The 21,600-nt window shown below is 56.4% G+C and carries 19 protein-coding genes; 4 read left to right on the forward strand and 15 right to left on the reverse strand.

What is annotated here, in order from left to right:
* Positions 1-21 precede the first annotated feature (21 nt).
* Both DYE26_RS19580 and DYE26_RS19585 read left to right on the forward strand, forming a co-directional pair.
* Complete coding sequence (locus DYE26_RS19580; RefSeq protein WP_036626464.1) at positions 22-1,197, forward strand: acyl-CoA dehydrogenase family protein; 1,176 nt, start codon at positions 22-24, stop codon at positions 1,195-1,197.
* Between the two features lie 3 nt (positions 1,198-1,200).
* Positions 1,201-2,163, forward strand: coding sequence for an alpha/beta fold hydrolase (locus DYE26_RS19585; RefSeq protein ID WP_063836337.1), 963 nt, complete (start codon positions 1,201-1,203; stop codon positions 2,161-2,163).
* A gap of 243 nt (positions 2,164-2,406) precedes the next feature.
* Here the strand turns inward: DYE26_RS19585 and DYE26_RS19590 are convergent, their stop codons facing one another.
* The 7 genes from DYE26_RS19590 to ssuE form a co-directional block, all read right to left on the reverse strand.
* Positions 2,407-3,321 carry a transposase gene (locus DYE26_RS19590; protein ID WP_036626465.1) on the reverse strand — a complete coding sequence of 305 codons (915 nt, stop codon included), beginning with the start codon at positions 3,319-3,321 and terminating at the stop codon, positions 2,407-2,409.
* 513 nt (positions 3,322-3,834) lie between these two features.
* Positions 3,835-4,575, reverse strand: a complete 741-nt coding sequence (locus DYE26_RS19595; RefSeq protein WP_036628873.1) for an AAA family ATPase — start codon at positions 4,573-4,575, stop codon at positions 3,835-3,837.
* Positions 4,576-4,820: 245 nt separating this feature from the next.
* A complete protein-coding gene (locus DYE26_RS19600; protein ID WP_036626466.1) occupies positions 4,821-5,423 on the reverse strand; it encodes a P-loop nucleotide/nucleoside kinase family protein in 603 nt (200 codons plus the stop codon).
* Positions 5,424-5,830: 407 nt separating this feature from the next.
* Complete coding sequence (locus tag DYE26_RS19605) at positions 5,831-7,729, reverse strand: PTS beta-glucoside transporter subunit IIBCA (RefSeq protein WP_036626467.1); 1,899 nt, start codon at positions 7,727-7,729, stop codon at positions 5,831-5,833.
* Positions 7,730-7,943: 214 nt separating this feature from the next.
* Positions 7,944-8,774 carry a BglG family transcription antiterminator LicT gene (gene licT, locus DYE26_RS19610; RefSeq protein ID WP_036626468.1) on the reverse strand — a complete coding sequence of 277 codons (831 nt, stop codon included), beginning with the start codon at positions 8,772-8,774 and terminating at the stop codon, positions 7,944-7,946.
* A 301-nt stretch (positions 8,775-9,075) separates the two neighbouring features.
* The gene (locus tag DYE26_RS19615) at positions 9,076-10,515 is read right to left on the reverse strand and encodes a 6-phospho-beta-glucosidase (protein WP_036626469.1); all 1,440 of its coding nucleotides are present in this window, start codon (positions 10,513-10,515) and stop codon (positions 9,076-9,078) included.
* Positions 10,516-10,741: 226 nt separating this feature from the next.
* The gene (gene ssuE / locus DYE26_RS19620; RefSeq protein WP_036626470.1) at positions 10,742-11,287 is read right to left on the reverse strand and encodes an NADPH-dependent FMN reductase; all 546 of its coding nucleotides are present in this window, start codon (positions 11,285-11,287) and stop codon (positions 10,742-10,744) included.
* A gap of 530 nt (positions 11,288-11,817) precedes the next feature.
* Between ssuE and DYE26_RS19625 the strand changes: the two genes are divergently transcribed.
* Entirely contained in the window at positions 11,818-12,717 is a 900-nt protein-coding gene (locus DYE26_RS19625) for an SDR family oxidoreductase (protein ID WP_036626471.1), read from the forward strand.
* Between the two features lie 643 nt (positions 12,718-13,360).
* On the opposite strand, the gene DYE26_RS19630 is transcribed toward DYE26_RS19625, so the two are convergent.
* The 6 genes from DYE26_RS19630 to DYE26_RS19650 form a co-directional block, all read right to left on the reverse strand.
* Positions 13,361-15,232: a bifunctional ADP-dependent NAD(P)H-hydrate dehydratase/NAD(P)H-hydrate epimerase gene (locus DYE26_RS19630; protein WP_036626472.1), complete on the reverse strand. Its 1,872-nt coding sequence runs from the start codon at positions 15,230-15,232 to the stop codon at positions 13,361-13,363.
* Between the two features lie 14 nt (positions 15,233-15,246).
* Positions 15,247-15,393, reverse strand: coding sequence for a hypothetical protein (locus tag DYE26_RS33550; RefSeq protein ID WP_164815296.1), 147 nt, complete (start codon positions 15,391-15,393; stop codon positions 15,247-15,249).
* A gap of 150 nt (positions 15,394-15,543) precedes the next feature.
* A complete protein-coding gene (locus tag DYE26_RS19635) occupies positions 15,544-16,221 on the reverse strand; it encodes an NAD(P)-dependent oxidoreductase (protein WP_036626473.1) in 678 nt (225 codons plus the stop codon).
* 203 nt (positions 16,222-16,424) lie between these two features.
* A complete protein-coding gene (locus tag DYE26_RS19640) occupies positions 16,425-16,802 on the reverse strand; it encodes a DUF1634 domain-containing protein (RefSeq protein WP_036626474.1) in 378 nt (125 codons plus the stop codon).
* Position 16,803: 1 nt separating this feature from the next.
* Entirely contained in the window at positions 16,804-17,637 is an 834-nt protein-coding gene (locus DYE26_RS19645; RefSeq protein ID WP_196427616.1) for a sulfite exporter TauE/SafE family protein, read from the reverse strand.
* A 147-nt stretch (positions 17,638-17,784) separates the two neighbouring features.
* Positions 17,785-18,231 (reverse strand): GNAT family N-acetyltransferase, encoded by a 447-nt coding sequence (locus DYE26_RS19650; protein WP_036626476.1) that lies wholly within the window; start codon positions 18,229-18,231, stop codon positions 17,785-17,787.
* Positions 18,232-18,398: 167 nt separating this feature from the next.
* Between DYE26_RS19650 and DYE26_RS19655 the strand changes: the two genes are divergently transcribed.
* Complete coding sequence (locus DYE26_RS19655; RefSeq protein WP_036626477.1) at positions 18,399-19,331, forward strand: hypothetical protein; 933 nt, start codon at positions 18,399-18,401, stop codon at positions 19,329-19,331.
* A gap of 1,083 nt (positions 19,332-20,414) precedes the next feature.
* Here the strand turns inward: DYE26_RS19655 and DYE26_RS19660 are convergent.
* Entirely contained in the window at positions 20,415-20,663 is a 249-nt protein-coding gene (locus DYE26_RS19660) for a YezD family protein (protein WP_036626479.1), read from the reverse strand.
* Positions 20,664-20,712: 49 nt separating this feature from the next.
* Complete coding sequence (gene cysW, locus DYE26_RS19665) at positions 20,713-21,573, reverse strand: sulfate ABC transporter permease subunit CysW (RefSeq protein ID WP_036626480.1); 861 nt, start codon at positions 21,571-21,573, stop codon at positions 20,713-20,715.
* Between the last annotated feature and the right edge of the window lie 27 nt (positions 21,574-21,600).

The following is a 21,600-nucleotide window of genomic DNA, read 5'->3' on the forward strand; positions in this document are numbered from 1 at the left end:
GAAAAAAGGGGCGACACGCGAATGGATATTCAATATGATCCGTATATTCGCAGCGATCGGGAGCGTGGGCGCTTGCTCAGGCTGGAGGCGCTCGCGGCGCGGTTTGCGGACCGGGCTGCGGAGCATGACCGGCTGGGTACATTTCCGCACGAGAACATCGACGATTTGCGCGATTTTGGCTATATGAAGCTGACCGTACCTGAGGCGTTTGGCGGCGACGGCATTTCTTTATATGAAATGGTACAACTGCAGGAACGGCTGGCGATGGGGGACGGCTCCACGGCGCTGGCTGTCGGCTGGCATGCCGGCAAGGTGCTGAACTTGCGGGAAAGCCGCAGTTGGCCTGAACCGCTATGGGCGGAGCTATGCCGGGACATTGTGAAAAAAGGCGTCATGATCAACGCGTTCGCCAGCGAGCCGGCGACCGGAAGCCCGAGCCGCGGCGGCCGGCCCTCGACGACGGCTATAGCGGCGGAGGGCGGCTGGGTGCTGAGCGGCCGGAAAAATTTCAGCACACTGTCACCCGCGCTCGACCGCTGCATCGTCACCGCTTATTGTGAAACGACCGGTAAAACCGAAGAGTTCCTCGTCATGATGCAGGACGTAACGATTGAGGAAACCTGGGACACCCTCGGCATGCGGGCTACGGGCAGCCATGACGTCATCCTCGACCATGTTTTTGTACCGGAAAACCATTTGCTGAAACCCAGCGGCGCTGCAATCGACGACGGCGGCGGATGGCTGCTGCACATTCCGGCCTGCTATATGGGCATCGCTCTGGCCGCGCGTGAATTCGCCCTGCGCTTTGCCGCCTCCTGCCGCCCGAACAGCATCAAAGGCCCGATCGCCGAACTGCCGAACATTCGCCAGCTCATCGGCCAGATGGAACTGGAGCAGCGGACGGCCCGGCAGATGCTGTACGCCGCGGCGAACCGTTGGGACCGCCATCCTGAGCTAAGGCCAAAGCTGCGATCCGACCTCGGGCTCGCCAAACTGGCCGCCACCAACGGCGCGATCCGGATCGTTGATCTGGCGATGCGTATCGTCGGCGGAACGAGCTTGTCGAAAAGCCATCCGCTCGAGCGCTACTACCGCGACGTCCGCGCCGGCCTGCACAATCCGCCGATGGACGATGCGGTTATGGCATTGCTGGCGGGCGAGGCGCTGGAGGGAAAGCTGGAACAGAAGGGGCGCTAAAAAATGATTCAACCATGCGTTGTCCGCGGAAAAAAATTGCATGTCGAGATTTTCGGCAAAACAGGCTCGCCCGCAGTACTTTTTTTGCACGGCGGGCCCGGCGAGAGCAGTTACGAATTTGTGTATCACCAAGCGGAGAAGCTTGTGGCAGAACTTTTTGTCATTGCCATCGATCAACGGGGAGTCTGCCGTTCCGACAAGATTTTGGAAGACGAGCCTTTTGGCCTTAAGGATCTCATTGACGATTGCGAAAATCTCAGGCGGCAACTCGGCATCAAGCAATGGTCGGTGATCGGCCACTCGTTCGGCGGTTATTTGGCTTTGATCTATGCAGCGGACCATCCGGACTCTGTTGCGAACGTTATTTTTGAATGTCCCACGTTCGATTTTAAATGGACTGCGCTAAGCCTGTTGACGAAAGCAGCTTCTATTTTCAAAACTCTGGGCGATGCGGAGCGTTCCGAACAATGTTTGCGATTGACGGCGAGTAACCTTTCCGCGAGGGAGCTTTTTGACCGGTACATTCAGTTTGGAGAAGAACTGGGCGAAAAGAAAGAGCTCATTTACTCCCCATATGAGACGCTGACGGATGATTCTTTGTACACAGAAGAAGAATGGGACGAATTCGGAGAAAGAACGGATATTCACCTCAGCCGGCTAAGGGAAGAAGGGAAAATATTTGAATCTGCAGTTCCGCTTCTGTCCCGGTTGTCGGTTCCATCCCTCCTTATTCTGGGGGAGCACGATCCCGTCACATGCGAGCGTCATATTCGGGCGTATAAGGAAGCCGCGCAAGGCGAGATCATTATGATGAAGGGCTGCGGGCATACGCCGCATAAGGAACAGCCTGCACTATACAGAGATACGGTCAGCAAATTCATTCTTGCAAAGTCGAAAACCGATCGAGGCAAGAACCACGGAAGGGCGCCCGAAAGCTTGAGGATAGGGAAATGGGGTGGGTGTTAGATCAACGCTCGCTGTCCGGGCGCTTTGCACGATTATCCCGCTTGATCAGGTAGCAGAGAGAAAGACAAGCTCAGGAGAAAAAATATTTGTGGAGAAGCAGATAGGTTGAGATAATTTAGATGGGCTTAGGAAAGAAAATCAGGTTTAGAGGGTGAAACAGACCGGACAAGAGGTCAAGACAGGAGATTAAGGACCCATTAAGTTGATCCGCATCAAGTAACCCCTACCGTTCCAGCGTCTCGATCAGGCCGCAACCGCAAGGGGCTGGTTCGGTTGGCGCGCGATCAGCCGGCGGTAAGGGATCGCCGGAATCGCCACACACATCTGCAGCAACTGCTGCCGCATCGTTTCTTCCGCTCCGGGCCGTCCTCCTTGCAGGCGCAGCCGGCGGCGTACGGTGTACTCGTTCAGGTACGCCTGCAGATGCTTCAGTCCCAAGGCTCCATACGTACTCTTCAGCGATTTCCACGCCTCCCTCACCACTTTCCGCAAGGGAGCATACAGCCGAAAGGCCTGAGGAAACAATTGTACCGCCGATGTACGGACATCCACATGCCCGCTAATAAAAGCGGTTAGATCGTGACGGTTTGCCATTTTCCCGTCTCCCCGCTTATGCGGCACCAGGCGGATTTTGACCTGCTCCGGCTCGCCCGACTCCGTGACCGTGCAGCCGGCTACGACCGCCGAGGCGTACGGATGCGAAAGCTGACACCGGGACGGATTACGCCCATACTGATCACTGTTCACCTTCACGTCTCCGGAGAGCAGCTCCCGGGCATCGAACTCCCCCACGGCATGGCGTATTTTGTGCAGCATCGACCAGGCGGTCTTGTAGGCGACCCGGATCACCTGGCGCAGCCGCATCGCCGAGATGCCGCCCTCCAGCAGGAATAAATCCAGGGCCTCGAACCACTTGAGCAAGGGCAGATGCGTTCCTTCAAAAATCGTGCCGACCAAAGGCGATGTTTGATGCTTGCACTTTCCGCACTCGAACAAGGGGATATGCCGGGAGGTCAGACGGCTGCACCGGGTGTGAGCGCAGCGCGGACAGACAAAGCCGTTTGGCCACTTCATCACGATTAGCGCTTCCATGCAGTCCTGCTCGCTGTTAAAACGGCTGCTGAATGGCTGAAGTTCCGTTCCCGCATTGATCTCCATGTTTACTCGCCCCCGAATCAAGAATATACGAACATAAGTTCCGTTTATTTCATTATACCAAACATACGTTCTCTAATCAAGCCGAAAATCTCACCTGAACCGCCTCATTTTTTCCGCAGCTTTTTTTGTGTTTTTTCTTCTCTTTTTTTGGAACCCTTGACTTGCTCTAACCCCACTCCCTGCTCCTTAACGAAGGGGATAATCGTGCAAAGGCAGGCAGCAGGCAGGGACACCACGATACAACCTCTTTAGACAGTCCCCCTCACCTGGCGTCGATTTGTGACACAGCTCGAAACGTCTACGTGCAGAAGGTAGATACGCTGATCGCGCCGGGTCGTGACGCCTCTACATCCACCTCTGATTCAGCGTCAACTCCGGCAATGGATTGCTCTGCTTTATCCGGTTACATCCAGGCTTGCCTGCCGATTTTTTGCTGCGAAAGTTGAGTTACTTAGACCTTTAAGCGGTCACCCCCGAGACGACGCTTAGCCCTTGGCCTTAAGATCCGGCCCCCTAATCCTTAAGCAGCTCCCGCAGCATCCCTTCCCGGTTGTTTAAAAATTCCTTCATAATGATGTAATGATCGGTGTCTTCAAGCTTGACCGTGCGGATGCCGTCCGCCGTCAACTGGTAGATCGCGCTGTCGGGATAAGCCATTAGAACCGGCGAGTGGGTGGAAATGATAAACTGGGAATGCGCACGGACCAAATCGTGGATGCGCGACAGCATCGCCATTTGCCGGTACGGCGACAGCGCCGCTTCCGGCTCGTCCATGATGTAAAGGCCCCGGCCCCCGAAACGGTTCATAAACGCCGCGAAAAAAGACTCCCCATGCGACATCATATGTAGCGACCTCCCGCCGTAAGACGCGATCACAGAGCCCCCGCCCGGTTCACGGTCGAGTTTGTCGATTTCCGTGGCCAGGTTGTAATAGCTCTCCGCGCGAAAAAAGAACCCGTCCCGCGGCCGGAACGCCCCGCGCACCGTGCGGATGTAGCGGTGGAGCTCGGAGTGCGTCTCCGCCGTCGCGAAGTTGAAGTTCAGCGTTCCGCCCTCCGGATTGAAGCCGAGCGCGACCGCCACCGCTTCCAGCAGCGTCGATTTTCCCATCCCGTTTTCACCGACAATGTATGTGACCTTGGGATGGAACTCCATCTGATCCAGCGAAGCCACCGCGGGAAGGTGAAACGGATACCGCTCAAACGAGGGCACTTCCTCCCGCCGCAAGGCGATTTTTCGCAAATAAGCGTTCATATCCAAACCATTCTCCCCCTCCGTCCGAATGCGTCAGACTCATCCATTTTTCACATTTAATCAGCATGCCTGCAACACTATGCCGTTCCATTATAAAACAGATCCGACGGCTATTGTAATCGCCCCATTACCGGTTCAAGTGTAATCCACAACTAAAAACGCCTGTCCCAAAAACGGCCAAAGGCCGCCGGACAGGCGTTGCTGCTATTAGTATGTTATATGAGTTCCCTAGGGTTTTACGGACTCTAAACCTCGACGCCGACGCCCTGCACGAATTGGAATACGGTTTCGAGCTTCTCTTCCGTCAGGTCGCCGCTGTTGTCAAAGACATAAATCGATGAGGACGGGATATCCCAGTTGATTTCCGGCAAGAATTGGACGCGGTGTTTGAAGTCGTCCCAGTGCTCCAGCTTCCACGTATCGCGCTCGGTTTGCCGCTCGATGATCCTTTCTTTTTGCGTCTCCATATCCTTTAAAGTGACGACAACGACCTTGACGTCCACCTCGCGTTTGCTTAACCCCGCCGCCTGAAGCACCTCTTCAATCCAAGCTTTGTTTTTAAGCTCCGCCGTAAACGGGGAGATCATAAACACATTTTGGCCCGCAGCCAAATTTTCGATGCAAATGTCCTTGGTCGTGTCATACTCCAAATCGCGAAGATGATGTTTGTAAAAATCGGAGTCCCGGTCGTTAACGTCCAGCCCGTTCATCTCCAGTATCTTTTCGACGAAACGTCCGCCGACCGTATCGCGGTCCAAAAAAGCCGCCGGCATGCGAAACGCCAGCTTGCGGGCCACCGTCGTTTTCCCCGTTCCGGCGACGCCCACAAAAAAAACCAACTTCTGCATGATGTAGCGATCCTCCTTAAGTGTCTGCCTATTGCCTAATCCCATTGTACTATACAATTTTGAATCGGCACACCTGCAGTTGGACGGGACATGACGGGCGACATGCAACGGTCTGCCCGCAAGGCAAGGCATCCGAGTGAAACGCCAGCGGGCAAGACAAACGGACAAGACCAGCGGGCAAGGCCAACGCAACAGCGAGGAGAGCCTTACTTCTTGTTGCCGGAGCAAGCGCCCGGCCTGTTCTCGGAAATTTTACCGGGGCCTTTCCCACAGCCTATTCCCGAATTCACTGGGGCGATCCTCCTCGACCTATTCCGGATTTACCTGGGCGATATCCCTCGGCTTTTTCCCGGATTTACCAAGGCTATCCCTTAGCTTTTTCCCGGAAAAACCTTGCCGGGCTCCCTTTACGCTTCAGCGTCGTTGCCGACGATCCGTAGCAGTTCGTCCCCTTCGCTAATCTCTCCCTGCCGAAGCGGGAGCACCTCGGAATAATCGAACGTATTGGTGACGATTACCGGGGTAACCGTATGGTAGCCGGCCTCGCGGATCTTGTCCAGGTCGAATTCCAGCAGCAGTTGGCCGGCCGCTACACGATCGCCTTCTTTGATATACGAAGTGAAGTATTGACCATCCAGCTTGACCGTATCGATCCCGACATGGACCAGAATTTCCGCTCCGTTATCCGAGACGACCGCCAAGGCGTGCTTCTTCTTGAACGCCACGGTGACGGTTCCGTCGAACGGAGCGACGACCCGGCCCGCGGCTGGCTCGATGGCCACGCCCTTGCCCATCGCCTCCGCGGCGAAGGCCGGATCGGGCACCTCCGACAAAGGAACCACCGTACCGCCTAACGGGCTGAGCGCCATGTCGCTGGGTTTATCGGAAGCTGGGCCTTGTTCCTGATCCCGGGCCGGTTCGGCCGAAGCGCCGGCTTTGCCTTTGTCTTCTTCTTCAACCGGGTCTTTGAAGCCCAGCACATAAGCCAATACTGCGGACAGCAGGAACGAAGTCGTAATCCCGATGATCAACCCCGGGAAGCCTTGGCCGCCCGGTCCGTAGAAAATCGGCAGCGTCAGCAGGCCGGGAGCCCCGGAAGCGAAAGCTTGCGTACCCGCCTGGCCAATGATCGCTCCCCCGACGGCGCCGCCAATCAGCCCCGCGATAAACGGACGCTTCAGCGGCAGGGTTACCCCGTACACCGCCGGTTCGGTAATGCCGAACAGCGCGGACAGCGTAGCGGAACCGGCCAGCGCCTTCAGCTTTTTGTTTTTCGTTCTCAGCATAACGCCGAGCGCCGCGCCCGTCTGAGCGAAGACCGAAGCGGTAGCCGCCGGCTTGATGCCATCTTTGCCATAAACCGCGATGTTGTTAATGAATACCGGGACCAAGCCCCAGTGAACGCCGAAAATAACGAGCAGTTGCCAGGACGCGCCCAGAATGGCGCCGGCGATCAGCGGGCTGAACGAGAAGGCGGCCAACAGTCCGTCGGCGATGGCGTTGCCGACATACACGCCAAACGGCCCGAACACGATCAAGGTCAGCGGAACCATAACGACGAGTGAAATCAGCGGCGTCACGAAGTTTTTGACGCTTTCATGAATCACGCGGTTGCAGAACTTCTCCAGCTTGCTCATCACGATAACCGACAAAATAATCGGAATGACGGTCGACGAATAGCTCATCATGATCACCGGGATGCCGAAGAAGTGCGTCTCCGTTCCTTCCGTTTTCAACTGGATGATCTGGGGATAGAGCAGCGCTCCGGCAATCGTCAGCGCCGTAAACATATTGCCGCCGAACTTTCTGGCCGTTGTAACCGCGAGCAGCGCCGGCAGGAAATAGAACAGGCTGTCCGCCGCCGCGTACAGGATGATGTAGGTCGTATCCGTCGTTTGCAGCCAGCCGAAATTGCTGGCGATCAGCAGCAGCCCTTTGAGGATACCGGCTCCCGCCATGACCCCAAGCAGCGGAGCGAAGATGCTGGAAATGACGTCGATCACGGCTCCAAAGCCTTTTTTGCCGCCCTTCGTTGTCTCCTCGGGCTTGGCGTCGCTCAAAATCTTGGAAACCCGGCCGATAGCGTTGTAAACCTCGGGCACCCGGTTTCCGATGACCACCTGGAACTGCCCTCCGCTTTCCTTGACCGTGATGATCCCGTCGGTCTTCTCCAGCTTGGCTTTGTCCGCCTTCGATGTGTCCTTCAGGGTAAAACGCAGTCTCGTCGCACAGTGGACGAGCGAAACGACATTTTTTTCGCCGCCTACGCCCTGAACAATTTCTTTAGCTACATTCTCGTAATTCATGCTGTGCACCCCCACTATTTTGAATAAAAGCAATAATTTGGTGATTTTTGGCAAATAAAAAACCTAAGCCTTGAAAAATAGTAGACCGCAATGTCTCGCTATTTTTCACGACTTAGGTTTTGCCTGCATCACCAGTAACAATCCCATTAAGATGCTGATATATGGTTTTGATGACTCTATAATATACCGCTTTCTTCTCTTTGTCAACGCTTTATTAACGGTTTACGACCCGTTCGATATGCACCGTCAAATAAAGCATTTCCTCGTTGGTTAATTTGTGGCTGTACTCTTTTTCCACGAACTTTTTGATTTTCTCGGCGCAGAACGCGGCTTCCCTATGCTTCTCCTTGATCAAATCGAAAAGATTGTCATAGTCTTCCCTATAGTGCGTTCCCTTGAGCACCCGCTGGGCAAAAAACTTCAGATGCGTAATAAAACGCAAATAGCTCAGCGAATCCTCTTCAAATTCCGTCCCGAAATGATATTTGACGATATTGATAATCTGCTGGATGAACTTGGTGATGTCCATCGTGGTGCCGACTTCTTCGTTCATCTCCGCATTGACGATATGAATGGCGATAAAGGCCGCTTCGTCCTCCGGAAGGTCGATGCCCAGTTTAAGCTTGATCCGCTCCAGCGTCTTCAGGCCGATGCTGAATTCTTCCTTGTACAGCTGCTTGATCTCCCACAGCAGGGCGTTTTTGATCTCTAGCCCCTGCTGATGCCGTTCCACCGCAAAGTTGATGTGGTCGGTCAAGGACACGTAGATATTTTCGTTCAGCTTCTTGGGGAGGTTCTTCTTGGCATAATCGATAATTTCCTCGACGATGACGATCAGTTCGATGGGCACCTCGCGCAGCAGCATTTTGAAATTATCGGAGGTCTGCTTGTTTTTGAGCGCAAACACCTTCTCGATCCGGCTCTCGTCGACCTTATCGCCGGGCTTCTTTTTAAAGGCGATCCCCCTGCCCATGACCACCAGCTCCGCCCCGTCCTCCTGAAGCACGCTGATGACATTGTTGTTAATGACCTTGGCTATTTTCATATGACCCCCCGTCCTTTATAGCCGGCCGACAGCCGGCTCATGCCCTCTTCGTTATATCATTTTCTCCGGTAAAAACAGAAAAAACCCCGGCACGTCAAAACGAATCAAGATCGCTTCGATCTTGACCTTTGGCGGCTTAGGTTTTGCCTGCGGCGCAGTAACAATCCTAAAAGATCTTTATTCGGCTTGGATTCAACTCAAGTGTAGCTGGCGAACCTTGAATTGTCAACGCTTTCAGCGTAAAAAGGGAAGCCCCGGGCACCCGGGACCTCCGATTTTCCATTTTCATCAAACCGGCGCGTTACTCGCCGAGATTTTCGCCGTTCGATTGGATGACGTTTTTGTACCAGCCGAAGCTTTTCTTTTTGATCCGTTTCAGCGTGCCTTTGCCCTCATTGTCCCGGTCCACGTAGATGTAGCCGTAGCGTTTTCTCATTTCCCCGGAGGAGGCGCTGACGATGTCGATCGGCCCCCAGCTCGTATAGCCGAGGATCTCGCATCCGTCCTGGATCGCTTCGCCCAGCTCGGCCAGGTGGCGCTTCAGATAGTCGATCCGGTAGTCGTCGTTCACTTCTCCTTCCGGAGTGACCTCGTCGTGCGCGCCGAGCCCGTTCTCCACTACAAACAGCGGCTTCTGGTAACGGTCGTGGAGCTGGTTGGCCGTAATGCGCAGGCCGAGCGGATCGATGGTCCATCCCCACTCGGATTTGTCCAGATAAGGGTTGGCGACGGAACCGAATACATTGCCGCTGGTCATTTTTTTGTTCACTTCGGGATCCGTGCTCGTCGTGCGGCTCGAATAGTAGCTGAAGCCGATATAGTCGACGGTATGTTTTTTCAGAAGCTCCGCGTCGCCCGGCTCCATCTCGATAGTCAGGCCGTGATCGCGGAAAAAGCGTTTGGCGTACCCCGGGTATTCACCGCGCGATTGCACATCGATGAAGAAATAGGATTCGCGGTCTTTTTCCATGCCCTGGTACACGTCCTCCGGGTTGCACGTATACGGATAAAAGCTGCCGGCCGCGAGCATGCAGCCGATTTTAGCGTCCGGAATCAGCTCATGGCAGGCTTTGACCGCCAGCGCGCTGGCAACGAGCTGATGGTGCGCCGCCTGATATTGAATTTGCTTGACGTTGTCGCCTTCCTCAAATACGAGGCCCGCGCCCAAAAACGGCAGGTGCAGCAGCATATTGATCTCGTTAAAGGTCATCCAATATTTCACTTTGTCCTTATAGCGTTCCAGCACCGTCTTGGAATATCTTTCGAACAGCTCGACCATTTTGCGGTTTCTCCAGCTGCCGTATTTCTCGATCAAAGCCACCGGCACATCAAAATGGGCCAGGGTGACAACGGGCTGAATGCCGTTTCTCAGCAGTTCGTCGAACAGGTCGTCGTAAAATTTCAAGCCGGCCTCGTTCGGCACGGCGTCTTCCCCGGTAGGGAAAATACGCGCCCAGGCAATCGAGACGCGCAGCGCCTTAAAGCCCATCTCCGCGAAGAGAGCAATGTCTTCCTTGTAACGATGGTAAAAATCGATCGCTTCGTGGGACGGATAAAATTCGCCGTCCAGCGGCTTAAACGACGGAACGCTGCCTTTCATGATGCTTCTTCTCTGCTCCCCCGTCGGCAGCAAATCCACCAGGGTAAGGCCCTTGCCGCCCTCCAGATAAGCGCCTTCAGCCTGGTTTGCGGCAATTGCCCCGCCCCATAAAAAGTTGTCCGGGAATCTAAAACCGGTCATGTTCATGCTCCTTTCTTCTTGCTGGCATTGCAGGGACGGACCTGTCGTAACAAAAAAACCCGAACAACCCCGGCCGCACGATCGGTGCGTACTGGAGCGTTCAGGTTATGCCCGAGTGGTAACATCCCCGTGTCATTTTTGATTATGCTTCAACTTTAACAATCATTCGGGGAGGATGTCAACCAAAGAAAGCCGGGTACGCGGCTTCGGCCCGTGAACCGGAAGGCTAAGACGACTGCTGGCGCAGCTTCGTTTCCCGCACCAGTTCCTTCACGTTCTCCTCCAGTCTTAGCTTTAACTCCTCGGCGATTTCGTATCCGCCCTCTTCCTTGCGGACCACTTGCGAGTCGACCGTATACACCCCGCCCAGGATGTAGCGGGCGCCCAGCACGGACAATACCGGCTTTAAAGCGTAATCGATCGTCAGCAGGTGAGCCAGGCTGCCTCCGATGAACAGCGGCAGTACAACCTTGCCGGCCAGCCCCTTTTGCGGGATCAGATCGAGAAAAGTTTTGAGCACGCCCGTATAAGAGGCCTGGTATACCGGGCTGGCCACAACCACCGCGTCCGCCTCGGCCACCATCGCATTCGCCTTGACGATCGCCCCGCTTTCGAATTTGGTATGAATCAAATCTTCCGGCGGCAGCTCGCCGACATTCAAATGCCGGACCTCGAACCCTTCCTTACCCAGCAGCTCCTCCGTCAGGGAAAGGACAGCCGTCAGCCGGGAGCCCGGCGTGGGACTGCCGTTAATGATCGTAACTTTTGCCATATGGATTCTCTCCTTTATGCAACAGATGGTTTATTTTCAAAATCGGTATACGGACCGCCGTCAGGCCAAACGGCCTGCCGCATCAAGTGTAATGTGCACTAGGTGTACTGCGTAATAACGTACTGCGTGCTAGGGGTACTGCGTGCTAGGGGTACTGCGTGCTAGGGGTACTGCGTGCTAGGGGTACTGTGCACTAAGTGTACTCGGATTAAGTATACTGTGGACTATGTGTACTGCCGCCGCACTATGTGTACTCGCGCTATGCGTACTCGCGCTAAGTATACTGCACACTAGGTTTACTGCCGCCATGTGTACTGTCGCAATAAGTGTCCTACCGCACCAGGCGGTCCGTCACACCAAGCCTTCTGTCAAATTCCGATGAACCTGCTAGGTTTAAAAAAATGCTATCAATATTTTAAGAAAAAGTCAATGAAGCGCTTCGGGGCTGCTGCCGTCTGGGCACATCCCCATGGGCGGTTGCATACGATGAAGCAAAATTACCGTTTTTAGGAAGGGGCTTGTTAGTAATCATGAATCCCGCGTATCCGTATATCGGCAAAAAAACGGTCTGCAAGGAGCAGCCGATCGCTTTTCCGCCGCAGCATCAGGCAAAACAGCCCGGTCTGGAAAGCTTAATGCGTCCGCGGCCGATTTTCGAAAATCCCGAATACCGCGGCAGCGGCAAATTGCGGGGGAAAGTAGCCGTCGTGACCGGCGGCGACAGCGGCATCGGGCGCGCCGTGGCGGTGGCGTTCGCCAAGGAAGGGGCAGACCTCGTCATCCCTTATTTATGGGAAACCTCCGACGCGGAGGAAACGAAAAGGAGAATTGAAGCGCTGGGGCGGCGCTGCCAGCTCATCGAAATCGATTTGCGCCGCAAAGCCAACTGTGAGCGGGTGATCCATGAAACGATGCGCCACTTCGGGCGGCTCGATGTCCTGGTGAACAACCACGGTGTTCAGTACCCGCAGCTCAGCATCGCCGACATCTCCGAAGAGCAGTTGTACCATACGTTTCAAACAAACATTTTTCCGTACTTTTTCCTCGTGCAAGCCGCCCTGCCCCATCTCCGGCGCGGCAGCTCGATCATCAATACCGCTTCCATCGTCGCTTACAGAGGGCACAAAACACTGATCGATTATTCCGCTACCAAAGGTGCTGTCGTTTCGTTCACCCGTTCCCTGGCCCTTTCCCTGATCGATTTCGGCATCCGCGTCAACGCTGTCGCCCCCGGCCCCATTTGGACGCCGCTCATCGTCTCCAGCTTCTCCGCCGAGGAAGTTGCCACGTTCGGAACGGATACCCCGATCCGCCGCGCCGGGCAGCCGTATGAGCTGGCTCCCGCCTACGTGTACCTGGCCAGCGGCGACTCCTCCTACGTCACCGGCGAAACCGTGCACGTCAACGGCGGCGATATGGTAACGGCCTAGATAGAAGGACGCCAAGGGGAGGCGCCGAGAGAGGGCGCAAGGGGGGCGCCGGGGGAGAACGCCGAGAAGAGGGCGCCGAGGGGCGCGCCAGGGGAGAACGCCGAGGGAGAACGCCCAGGGGCGTGCCGGGGGAGAACGCCGAGAAGAGGGCGCCGAGGGGACAGCTCGACCAAAATAGCGGCATTTTATGCCGTTATTTTCAAAAATTTAATTATCCGGTCCCCCATAACGGCAATTTATGTACTTATTTCTCTCCATTCCTGGTAAAAATGGGCTCCCCACGCCTGCATCGGATAAATAACGACCAATATGTCCCTTATCTTGCGCCAATACCGTAAAAAGTCAGAAATAACGGCGTTTTTTGTCGTTATTCTGGGTAGGGCGATGACGTGACTTTCCTTTTGCAATATCCAGGTAGGTGATACCGTAACTTTCTTTTGCTATGTCCCAGGTAGGCGATGCTACGGCTATTCTACTTCAGTCTATCCCGGTTGAGCGATGCTGCGGCTTTCTATGGCTATTTCCGGGGCTACGATTCTACGAGAGCGCAACAGGCTCCCCGAGTTTTCGCGGTCCTGGGGAGCCGTTCGACTAATGACAAATGATCTTCCGGAAGGCCAAAAGAGTCAATAGATTCGGCCGCTTACAGCGCTTCGATGATGTCTCCGGCCAGCAAAGAGGCGGGATATCCAGGCCGGGCGGCAGCGGCGCGTTCGCCGGCGAGGCCGTGCAGGTGCACGCCAAGCGCCGCCGCCTGAACGGCGTCCAGGCCCTGGGCCAGCAGCCCGGCGATGATGCCCGTCAGCACGTCCCCCGATCCCCCAGTGGCCATGCCGGGGTGCCCGGTGACGCCCACGAAGACGCGGCCGTCCGGGGCCGCCACGACGGTGCGCGCTCCCTTCAGCACGAGCGTGACGCCGTGCTGAAGGGCGAAGCGGCGCGCCAGGCCGATGCGGTCCCGCTGCACTTCGGCCGTCGCCAGCCCTGCGAGCCGGGCCATTTCGCCGGGATGCGGCGTCAGAACCGTCGCCGCGTCCCGGCGCTTCCACGCCGCCAGGCCGCCGGCCGCGGCGAGAATGTTGAGAGCGTCCGCGTCCACCACCAGGGGACGCTGAGCGCCCTCCCACAAGGCGCGCAGGAAGGCGTCCTCGCCCGGGAAACGGCCCAGCCCCGGGCCGACCGCGAGCACATCGCGCGCCGCCAGCAGCCGCAGCACTTCGCCCGCTGCGGCTGCGTTCCAGGCGCCGGCGTCGCCGCTGGCGGCCGGCGCCAGCATCAGCTCGGGCACGGCCCCGAGCACATGCGGCAGCAGCGCCGCCGGCAGCGCCCACGTCGCCAGCCCGCAGCCGGCGCGGAGCGCGGCTTTGGCGGCGAGCAGGCCGGCGCCGCTCAGCGGCAGGCTGCCCGCAGCGAGCAGCACGTGCCCGTACGTGCCCTTGTGGCCGTCGGCTTCGCGCCGCAGGCCGGGGTCCACCCCGAGCTCGCCGCGCAGCGTCTCCTCGGTGAGGACAAATCCCGCTGCCTCCACGCCCTGCGGCAGCTCCCGGGGGATGCCGATATAGCGGACGATCACATCCCCTGCCATCTTGGCCGCCGGATACTGCGTCAACCCCGCCTTCAAAAAGGCGAGGCATACCGTAATCCGGGCCCGGATGCACGGGTCGTGCGCTTCGCCCGTATCGGCGTCCAGCCCGCTGGGGATGTCGGCTGCGACGATCGGCAGCCCGCTTTCGTTCGCCTCCCGGATCAGGGAGGCGTAAGCGCCGCGCGGCGCGCCTTTGGCGCCGGTGCCGAGCAGCGCGTCAACGATCCCGGTCACGCCTCGTGAGCGGGCCGACGCCACGGCACCGGGAGCGTACACCGCGCCCGCAAGCCCCAGCGCTTCCGCAATGCGCTGCTGCAGAGCCGCTTCGCCGCCGAGCTTCTCCGGCGCTTCGGCGTACACCAGGCCTACCCTTACGCCCGCATCGGCCAAATGCCGGGCGCACACCAGGCCGTCGCCGCCGTTGTTCCCTTTGCCGACCAGGATCAGCCAATGCTCCGGATACCCGTCCGTCGCGCCCAGTTCGCCAAAGCCTCCAGCGTTAGGGCAAACCGGCCCAAAAGGCGGCTCGATGCCCTCAAACGCACTTTTTCCATGCCGTCGTACGTCTCCCCGTATGGACCCGCCCACGCGGACACCCGATTGGCCCGCCCGCGCAAGCTGATGAATAGGAGCGTTACCTCCGTCTCCGTGTCTGGCCCCACTCTCGCGGGTGTCCGGTCCAAATGCCTGCAAAGGCTTGTTCACGCCAATGTCCCATCCGTCATCGTAAATTCGTTCAGCAGCGGCCTGATCCACGCTCCACTGTCTTGACCATTTCCCGGCTTGTTGCCGGCGCTCCCGGCAAAACGCCAGCACCTCTTCGGCGATCGCACGTCCGGCGTTTTCCATTAACGCGGCCGACGGAATTCCCATATGTACAATCGCATGCCGGTCAATCTCCCGCATTTGCTCCGCTGTCACAAATCTCATCCCTGCTCCTCCCCTCACATCCAGCCGCCAAATTCGCGATCAACGGAATCGGCCGCCTTCCCCGAATCACTGCCCATCGCCAGCGTAACTCTGGCGTAACTCTTTAGCAACATCCCGTTTATGCACAGTTTTTTCCGGTTCGTCTTCTTTCCGCCATCCATCCCGCATGCCAGTGCTCCCCAGCACTCCAATCGCATTCGATTTCCATACCGCGCTTAAAACTTTAATCGCATTCCAATTTCCATGCAGCGCTTAAAGCTTTAATCGCATTCCGATTTCCGTCGCACTTAAAGCTTTAACTAGTTCCTCTCTTAATAAGCAACGGTAAACCTTGCGCCCTGGAACTGCGGGTCTTCGACCTCGTCCAGCAGCGCCACCGCGTAATCCTCGACGGTGATCCGGCTTTGGTCCCGTTCATCCGTGATTAAACGATCCAGGCCGATCCGGAACTGCCCCGTCCGTATGCCGGGTTCAATGACCGCCGGCGGACAAATTACCGTCCAGCCCAGGTCAGAAGCTTGATACAACGCCAGCGCTTCGTTGTGGGCCCTGGCCAGCGGACGGATCTCCTCCGGAAACTCCGGCGTATCCATCAGCCGGACGCCCGGCGCAACCTCAAGGCTTCCCGCGCCTCCAACGGCGATCAGCCTGCGGGCGCCGCCGCGTCTCGTCCCTTCGATCAGGCAGCGCGTCGCCTCCTGCAGCTCATCCTCATCCCCGAAGCGCGGACCGTAAGCGCTGATGACGGCATCCTGCCCCTCCGCCGCCTTGGCGATGGAATCGGGCATCAAAATATCCCCTTCGATCACGCGCAGCGTTCCCCGTTTGCTTTTCGCCGTCCCCATTTCCGTTCCCGTTTCCTGCAGGTCCGCTTCGGCAAGCCGCGACGGATCGCGCACCACCGCCGTCACATCATGACCGCGCCGCAGCGCTTCACCCAAAATTCTTTTTCCAATCGTGCCCGTGGCCCCAAACAATGCGATATTCATCAGATATCCATTCCGTCCTCTCTACGCTTGTCGTTAACCCAATTTGGCTGCTCTTATTATAATCATCCCAAAACGGCAGTTCAAAACACCGGCTGTCCTATCGGCCTTATAGAAAGAGCCCCCGGCACTTCTGCCGGGAGCTTGACCATAAACCAGTCTATATGTTCGCGGGGCCGTTCAACCGGCCGTTCTTGCCATTCCCTTCAACCTGCTTTGCCGAGCAAAAAACTCGCGATCAAAATGACGAAAACGACCGCCGTAATCAGCACGAAGCGGTAATCTTTTTCCGCCAAAAACACAAACAGCGAAACAAACACGCGGAGCACCGGGGTCAGGATCAGCAGCAGCAGCCCCGCCTGAATGATGGCGGCCGATTTCAAAGCGATCAGCCCGCCCGCGATGTCCCCAAAGCTTGTCGGGTACGTGTCTCCCGGGTAGCCGCTGTCCCCCGTCACCAAAAACAGCAGCAGGCCGGCGATGATCACGGCGGCGGCCACGATGACGCCGATCCGCAGCATTTTGCTGACGACGATCTCCGCTTCGATGGCGCGGTTTTTTTCCGCAGGATGACCTTCGTTCATATTACCCCCTCCATCCTTGGTAGATCATTTGGCAGGCGATATAAATCATGACCGGAATAAACAGCTTGCGGATCGTTTTGCTTTTCAGCCGCTGCATGATCCGCGACCCTACGGTGGCCCCGACGAGAACGCCCAGCGCCACCGGGGCGGAAATGGTCGGAATGATGTCTCCGCGCAGCAAATAAATGCCCGCGCTGGCCGCCGCCGTAACCCCCATCATAAAGTTGCTGGTGGCCGTGGACACCTTCAGCGGCATTTTCATAAACACGTCCATCGCCATCACCTTGAAGCTGCCGCTGCCGATCCCGAGCAAGCCGGAAACGACGCCCGCCCCGTACATGACCCCGAAGCCTTCGTAGACCCGGTCGATGTTGTAGGCTACGCTTTTGCCGATCGCTTTGTCGTAATACTCTCCCTGCAGCCCCAGCTTTTTCGCGACAGGATGAAGCCGGACGCCCTCCGGCACTTCCTCCTTGCCTTTTTTGATCATGGAATAAGCCGAATAAAGCAACAACAAGGCAAAAATGAAAAATAAAACCCGCGGCGCGATCAACGCCCCGACAAAAGCCCCCGTGATTGCGCCGACCGTCGTGGCGATCTCCAGAAACATGCCGACCCGCAAGTTGGTGATCCGATCGCGCAGGTAAGCCACCGCCGAGCCGCTGGACGTGGCGATGACGGATATAATGCTCGCCCCGATCGCATGGTTGATGTCGACGCCAAACAGCAGGGTGAGCGCCGGCGTAACGATAATGCCCCCGCCAAGGCCCAGAATTGAGCCCACGATCCCCGCCAATATGGCGATTAGAAAAATTTCAATAACGATCGTTGTCAAAACTGCATCTCCTTTGCTGATCATTTTTCCGTGACGATTTGCAGAAATGCTGACCACGATGCGCAACGTTGGCGCTAACCGGCGTATGATGCGCGCGGGGAATGGCCGATAAGCAACTTCTGTGCTGAGCAGGTCTTTCTTAATATTTTACGCCCGGTTGCCGATTTGCATAAACATGCCGTGCGACTGGGGCGCCGTGTATTCAAAACCGAACTTCCGGTATAAGCGGTCCGCCGGCGGATCGGCGATCAGGCTCACATAGGCCAGCGGCGGCGCGCTTGTCTCCAAGTAACCGACGATTTCCCCCACGATTCTACTTCCCAGCCCTTGCCCCTGGGCATCCGGGTGGACGGCGATATCGACGACCTGCATAAAACAGCCTCCATCACCGATCACTCGTCCCATGCCAACCAATCCTTCCGGATCATACAGCGATACGGCGAACAGTGAGTTCCTTAACCCGATTTCCGCTCCTTCCGCGCTGCGGGGGCTTAATCCCGCTTGCTCCCTGAGCTTGACGTAATCTTGTACGCTCGGTGCGTCCCGGATGACCCGGATCTCCTGGCTTTCCTGGTTCTCCTGGTTCAATTCCATATGTACACTCCTTCCGATAACCGCCAAAAAACGCCTGCTCCTATCGTCAGCTACCAAGTATAACACTTTGCTTTTCAGACTTCACCCTCAATTTCCGGGAATTGCCGCTTTTTTGACGAAGCGCCTTGAAATTCGCCATGCTCCTGTGCAATAGTGGAAGGAGGAAAATGGAAAGGGGGATCACGGTGTCCTTTTCGGAGTGGATAGCTTGGTTTCGGCTGCATCAGGGGTCCGCTGTAACCGCCTTCCTGGCGCTCGTGATTTTTCTCTGGTTGTACGGAACCGCCCGCCGCAGAGCGGCGTTTGAAGAACATAAACGGCTCGAGCAGTTGAAGATCAGCCTGGAATTGTACGCGGCCGCGGTCGCGGCGCTGCTGCGCGCTCTGGACAAACCCGCACTCTCGGGAGCGGGAAAACGCTTATTGTTGAACAAATTGCTCTCCTTGCGCGCCGCTCCTTATGCGACGGAAAACGCACTGGCGCAAATTTCGGTCTACGCCGCCGACGGCGACGCCGCCCGGCTTGAACTGCTGCTGAAGACGCTGGAAAGGGAAAGCGAGCAGTTGATCGCCGAACGGGACAAGCTGCTGCGCCAGATGGAGCAGCCGGGGTGGGGGCAGTGGTTGTGGCGTTATTTTCGCCCTTCGCTGCCGTTTCTATTTGCGGCCGGGTTGTTTTTCACCTTCTTATGGCTGCTGCGGCTGGTGGACGAGTCCTTTCCGGCCCCGGCCGTAGAGGCTGACCGCTGGCGTCTTTGGGCGTCATGGATCCAGCTCGTTTCAACCTGGCTTGCGCTGGGAGTGTTTTATCCGGCAGTGATGAGCCTCCGCCGCCAAAACGAAAGCTCGGCGCTCGCCCGGATTCTTGCCGCGCTGATCGGCGTATTGGCCTTGTTCCATCTGGGCGGATACGTGTTCGCTCCTTATATATTAGGCCTGCAGCTGCTGCTTTTCGGCTGGGGTTATCGCCTGAACGGCCGCAAACCGCGGAAATCGCGCCCGTATGCCGGCCATCCACCGGCGGCTTCCGGCGACGGCAGCGGTGGCAGCGGCGGCAGCCACTCGAACGTCAAAAAAGACGACGAACCGCGTGACCGATAAAAGTGTATGGGCAACTCCCGGCGCTCACGGCGTCGGGATGCCGTCAGAATACACCGTCAGAGCCAGGCCGCAAACAAGTTTCCGCGAAATGCAAAAGTGCAGGCGATTTTTGTCAAAACGCCCCGAAATGGACACTCGAAATGCAAAATCCGCGCATGTCACATCCGCCTATATGACCACATTTTTCCATACCAACTCCAAACAGATGCACTTTTGCATTTCATTCGCCTCCGAGAGGGAAATTACACCCTATGAACTGCACTTTTGCAGTTGGCTGCAACATAAAGAGGCGACGCGCAACAGATACGTATGAGACGTGTATAAGAAAATCATCTACCGGTGTACCCTCAAGGAAGCCAGACCGCATTTAGCGGTAGTTTTTCTTGCGATTATAGAATTGCTCAGCTCCGCCGAGAATTTATAATTCAGCTTTCGCAGTATGAAATTGGCAAGTAAGTGTTGATATAACTGGACGAAGCAGCTATCCAGACCTGGCGTTGACACTGAAAAACTATTCCCGGTTGTCGAGGCGACTTTGTAGATCAGTTCCAGCAGTTGTGGCAAAGCGATCGCTCCATCCGAGCGTACCTGCTTCGTACTCCAGCTTTCTTGGTCTATTGTTGAAAGGAATAGTTGCAAATTGTACAGTTGCTTATCCGGAAATGCTGCCACAGCGCTTGATCAAGTGTAAAACCTGCAATTACTCCGCTATATTTCGATAAAGAAGCAAAGAGACGAGGATGTAGTTGTATGAAATGCAATTAAACAAGTGATTGGGTAAAAAGATGTAAAGTTAGTTGTATGATTTGCAGTTAATGGTCAAGGTTAAGATTTTATTCGTAGTCCATCTGTACAGTTAACAGCGGTTAAGCCGATTTTCGTTCTGCGAAAGTTGAGTTATAATTCTTTAATCTTAAGAAAAACATCTATCGACGTATTCTCAAGGAAACCAGACCGAGCTTAGCGGTAGCTTTTCTTGCGGTATCAGGCAACCGATCGCACGAAGTTTATACTTAAAAACCCCGCTCCTGAAGCAGCACGGCGCGTGGCCTTCGCTGCCTGGAGCGGGGTTGTTTAACAATATCAGTTCGGCACGGATCCCGATTCGCGTAAAGACTTGACTGCGTGGCGGGACGATTTGGCAGTTCTGGCCGAACCGGCCGAGCTTCCCGAGCTGCCCGAGCTTAATTCGTACCGCTTGCGTTCCGTGCGTTCGACTTGCACGATCTGCCCCTCGTGAACGACGATGTTCAGGGAGCCGAATTCCATTCCGCCCAACAGTCCGGCAATTCGTTCCAACCAGACATCATCTACCTTTAGTGGTCTTGCCATTTTTATCGCCCTCCCGTTCTTTAGCGAATCTTGGGACTCGCGCCTTGTTTTAATGGCTGCTTTTGCGGGTAAACCAGCTTTTGAGCAGCAGCGTGACGAGCGCCAGCATCAGCAGCAGGGACGCCACCGCAAACGAAGCGGAAAACTGGTATTCGTTATACAAAATTTCCACGTGCAGCGGCAGCGTGTTGGTTTCCCCACGGATATGGCCGGATACGACGGACACGGCGCCAAATTCCCCCATCGCTCTCGCATTGCACAAAATAATACCGTACAGCAGTCCCCACTTAATGTTCGGGAGCGTCACTTTCCAGAAGATCCGGAAGCCTCGCGCGCCCAGCGTTACCGCGGCTTCTTCCTCCTGCTGTCCCTGATCCTCCATAAGCGGAATCAGTTCCCTGGCGACGAAGGGGAAGGTGACGAACAAGGTCGCCAAAATGATGCCCGGCAGCGCAAAAATAATCTTTATGTCATGCTCCTGCAGCCATGGCCCAAACCAGCCGTGAACCCCGTAGACGAGCACGTAAATGAGGCCGCCGATGACGGGCGAAACGGCAAAGGGCAGGTCGATCAGCGTCACGAGCAACTGCTTGCCGCGAAATTTGAATTTAGTGATCGCCCAGGCGGCCGCCACGCCGAAAATCGTGTTCAGCGGAACGGTGATGACGGCGACGAGCAGCGTCAGCCGCAGCGCCGACAAGGCGTCGGGATCGCGGATGGCTTCCACGTAAACCCCCCAGCCTTTTTTCAGAGCTTCCGTGATTACGACGGCCAGCGGCAACACGATCAGCCAAATCAGCACCAGCGCCGCAAGGGTGATGAGCACCCATTTCACGGCGCCCGACCCTTTTCGGGTCTGGCGATCGGGCGCCGTAGGCTTATGGGCAGCTAACGGTACAGAACCCGCCATATGATTTCCTCCTCCATGACTGAAATC

It is taken from the genome of Paenibacillus macerans (assembly GCF_900454495.1).
GTDB lineage: Bacteria > Bacillota > Bacilli > Paenibacillales > Paenibacillaceae > Fontibacillus > Fontibacillus macerans.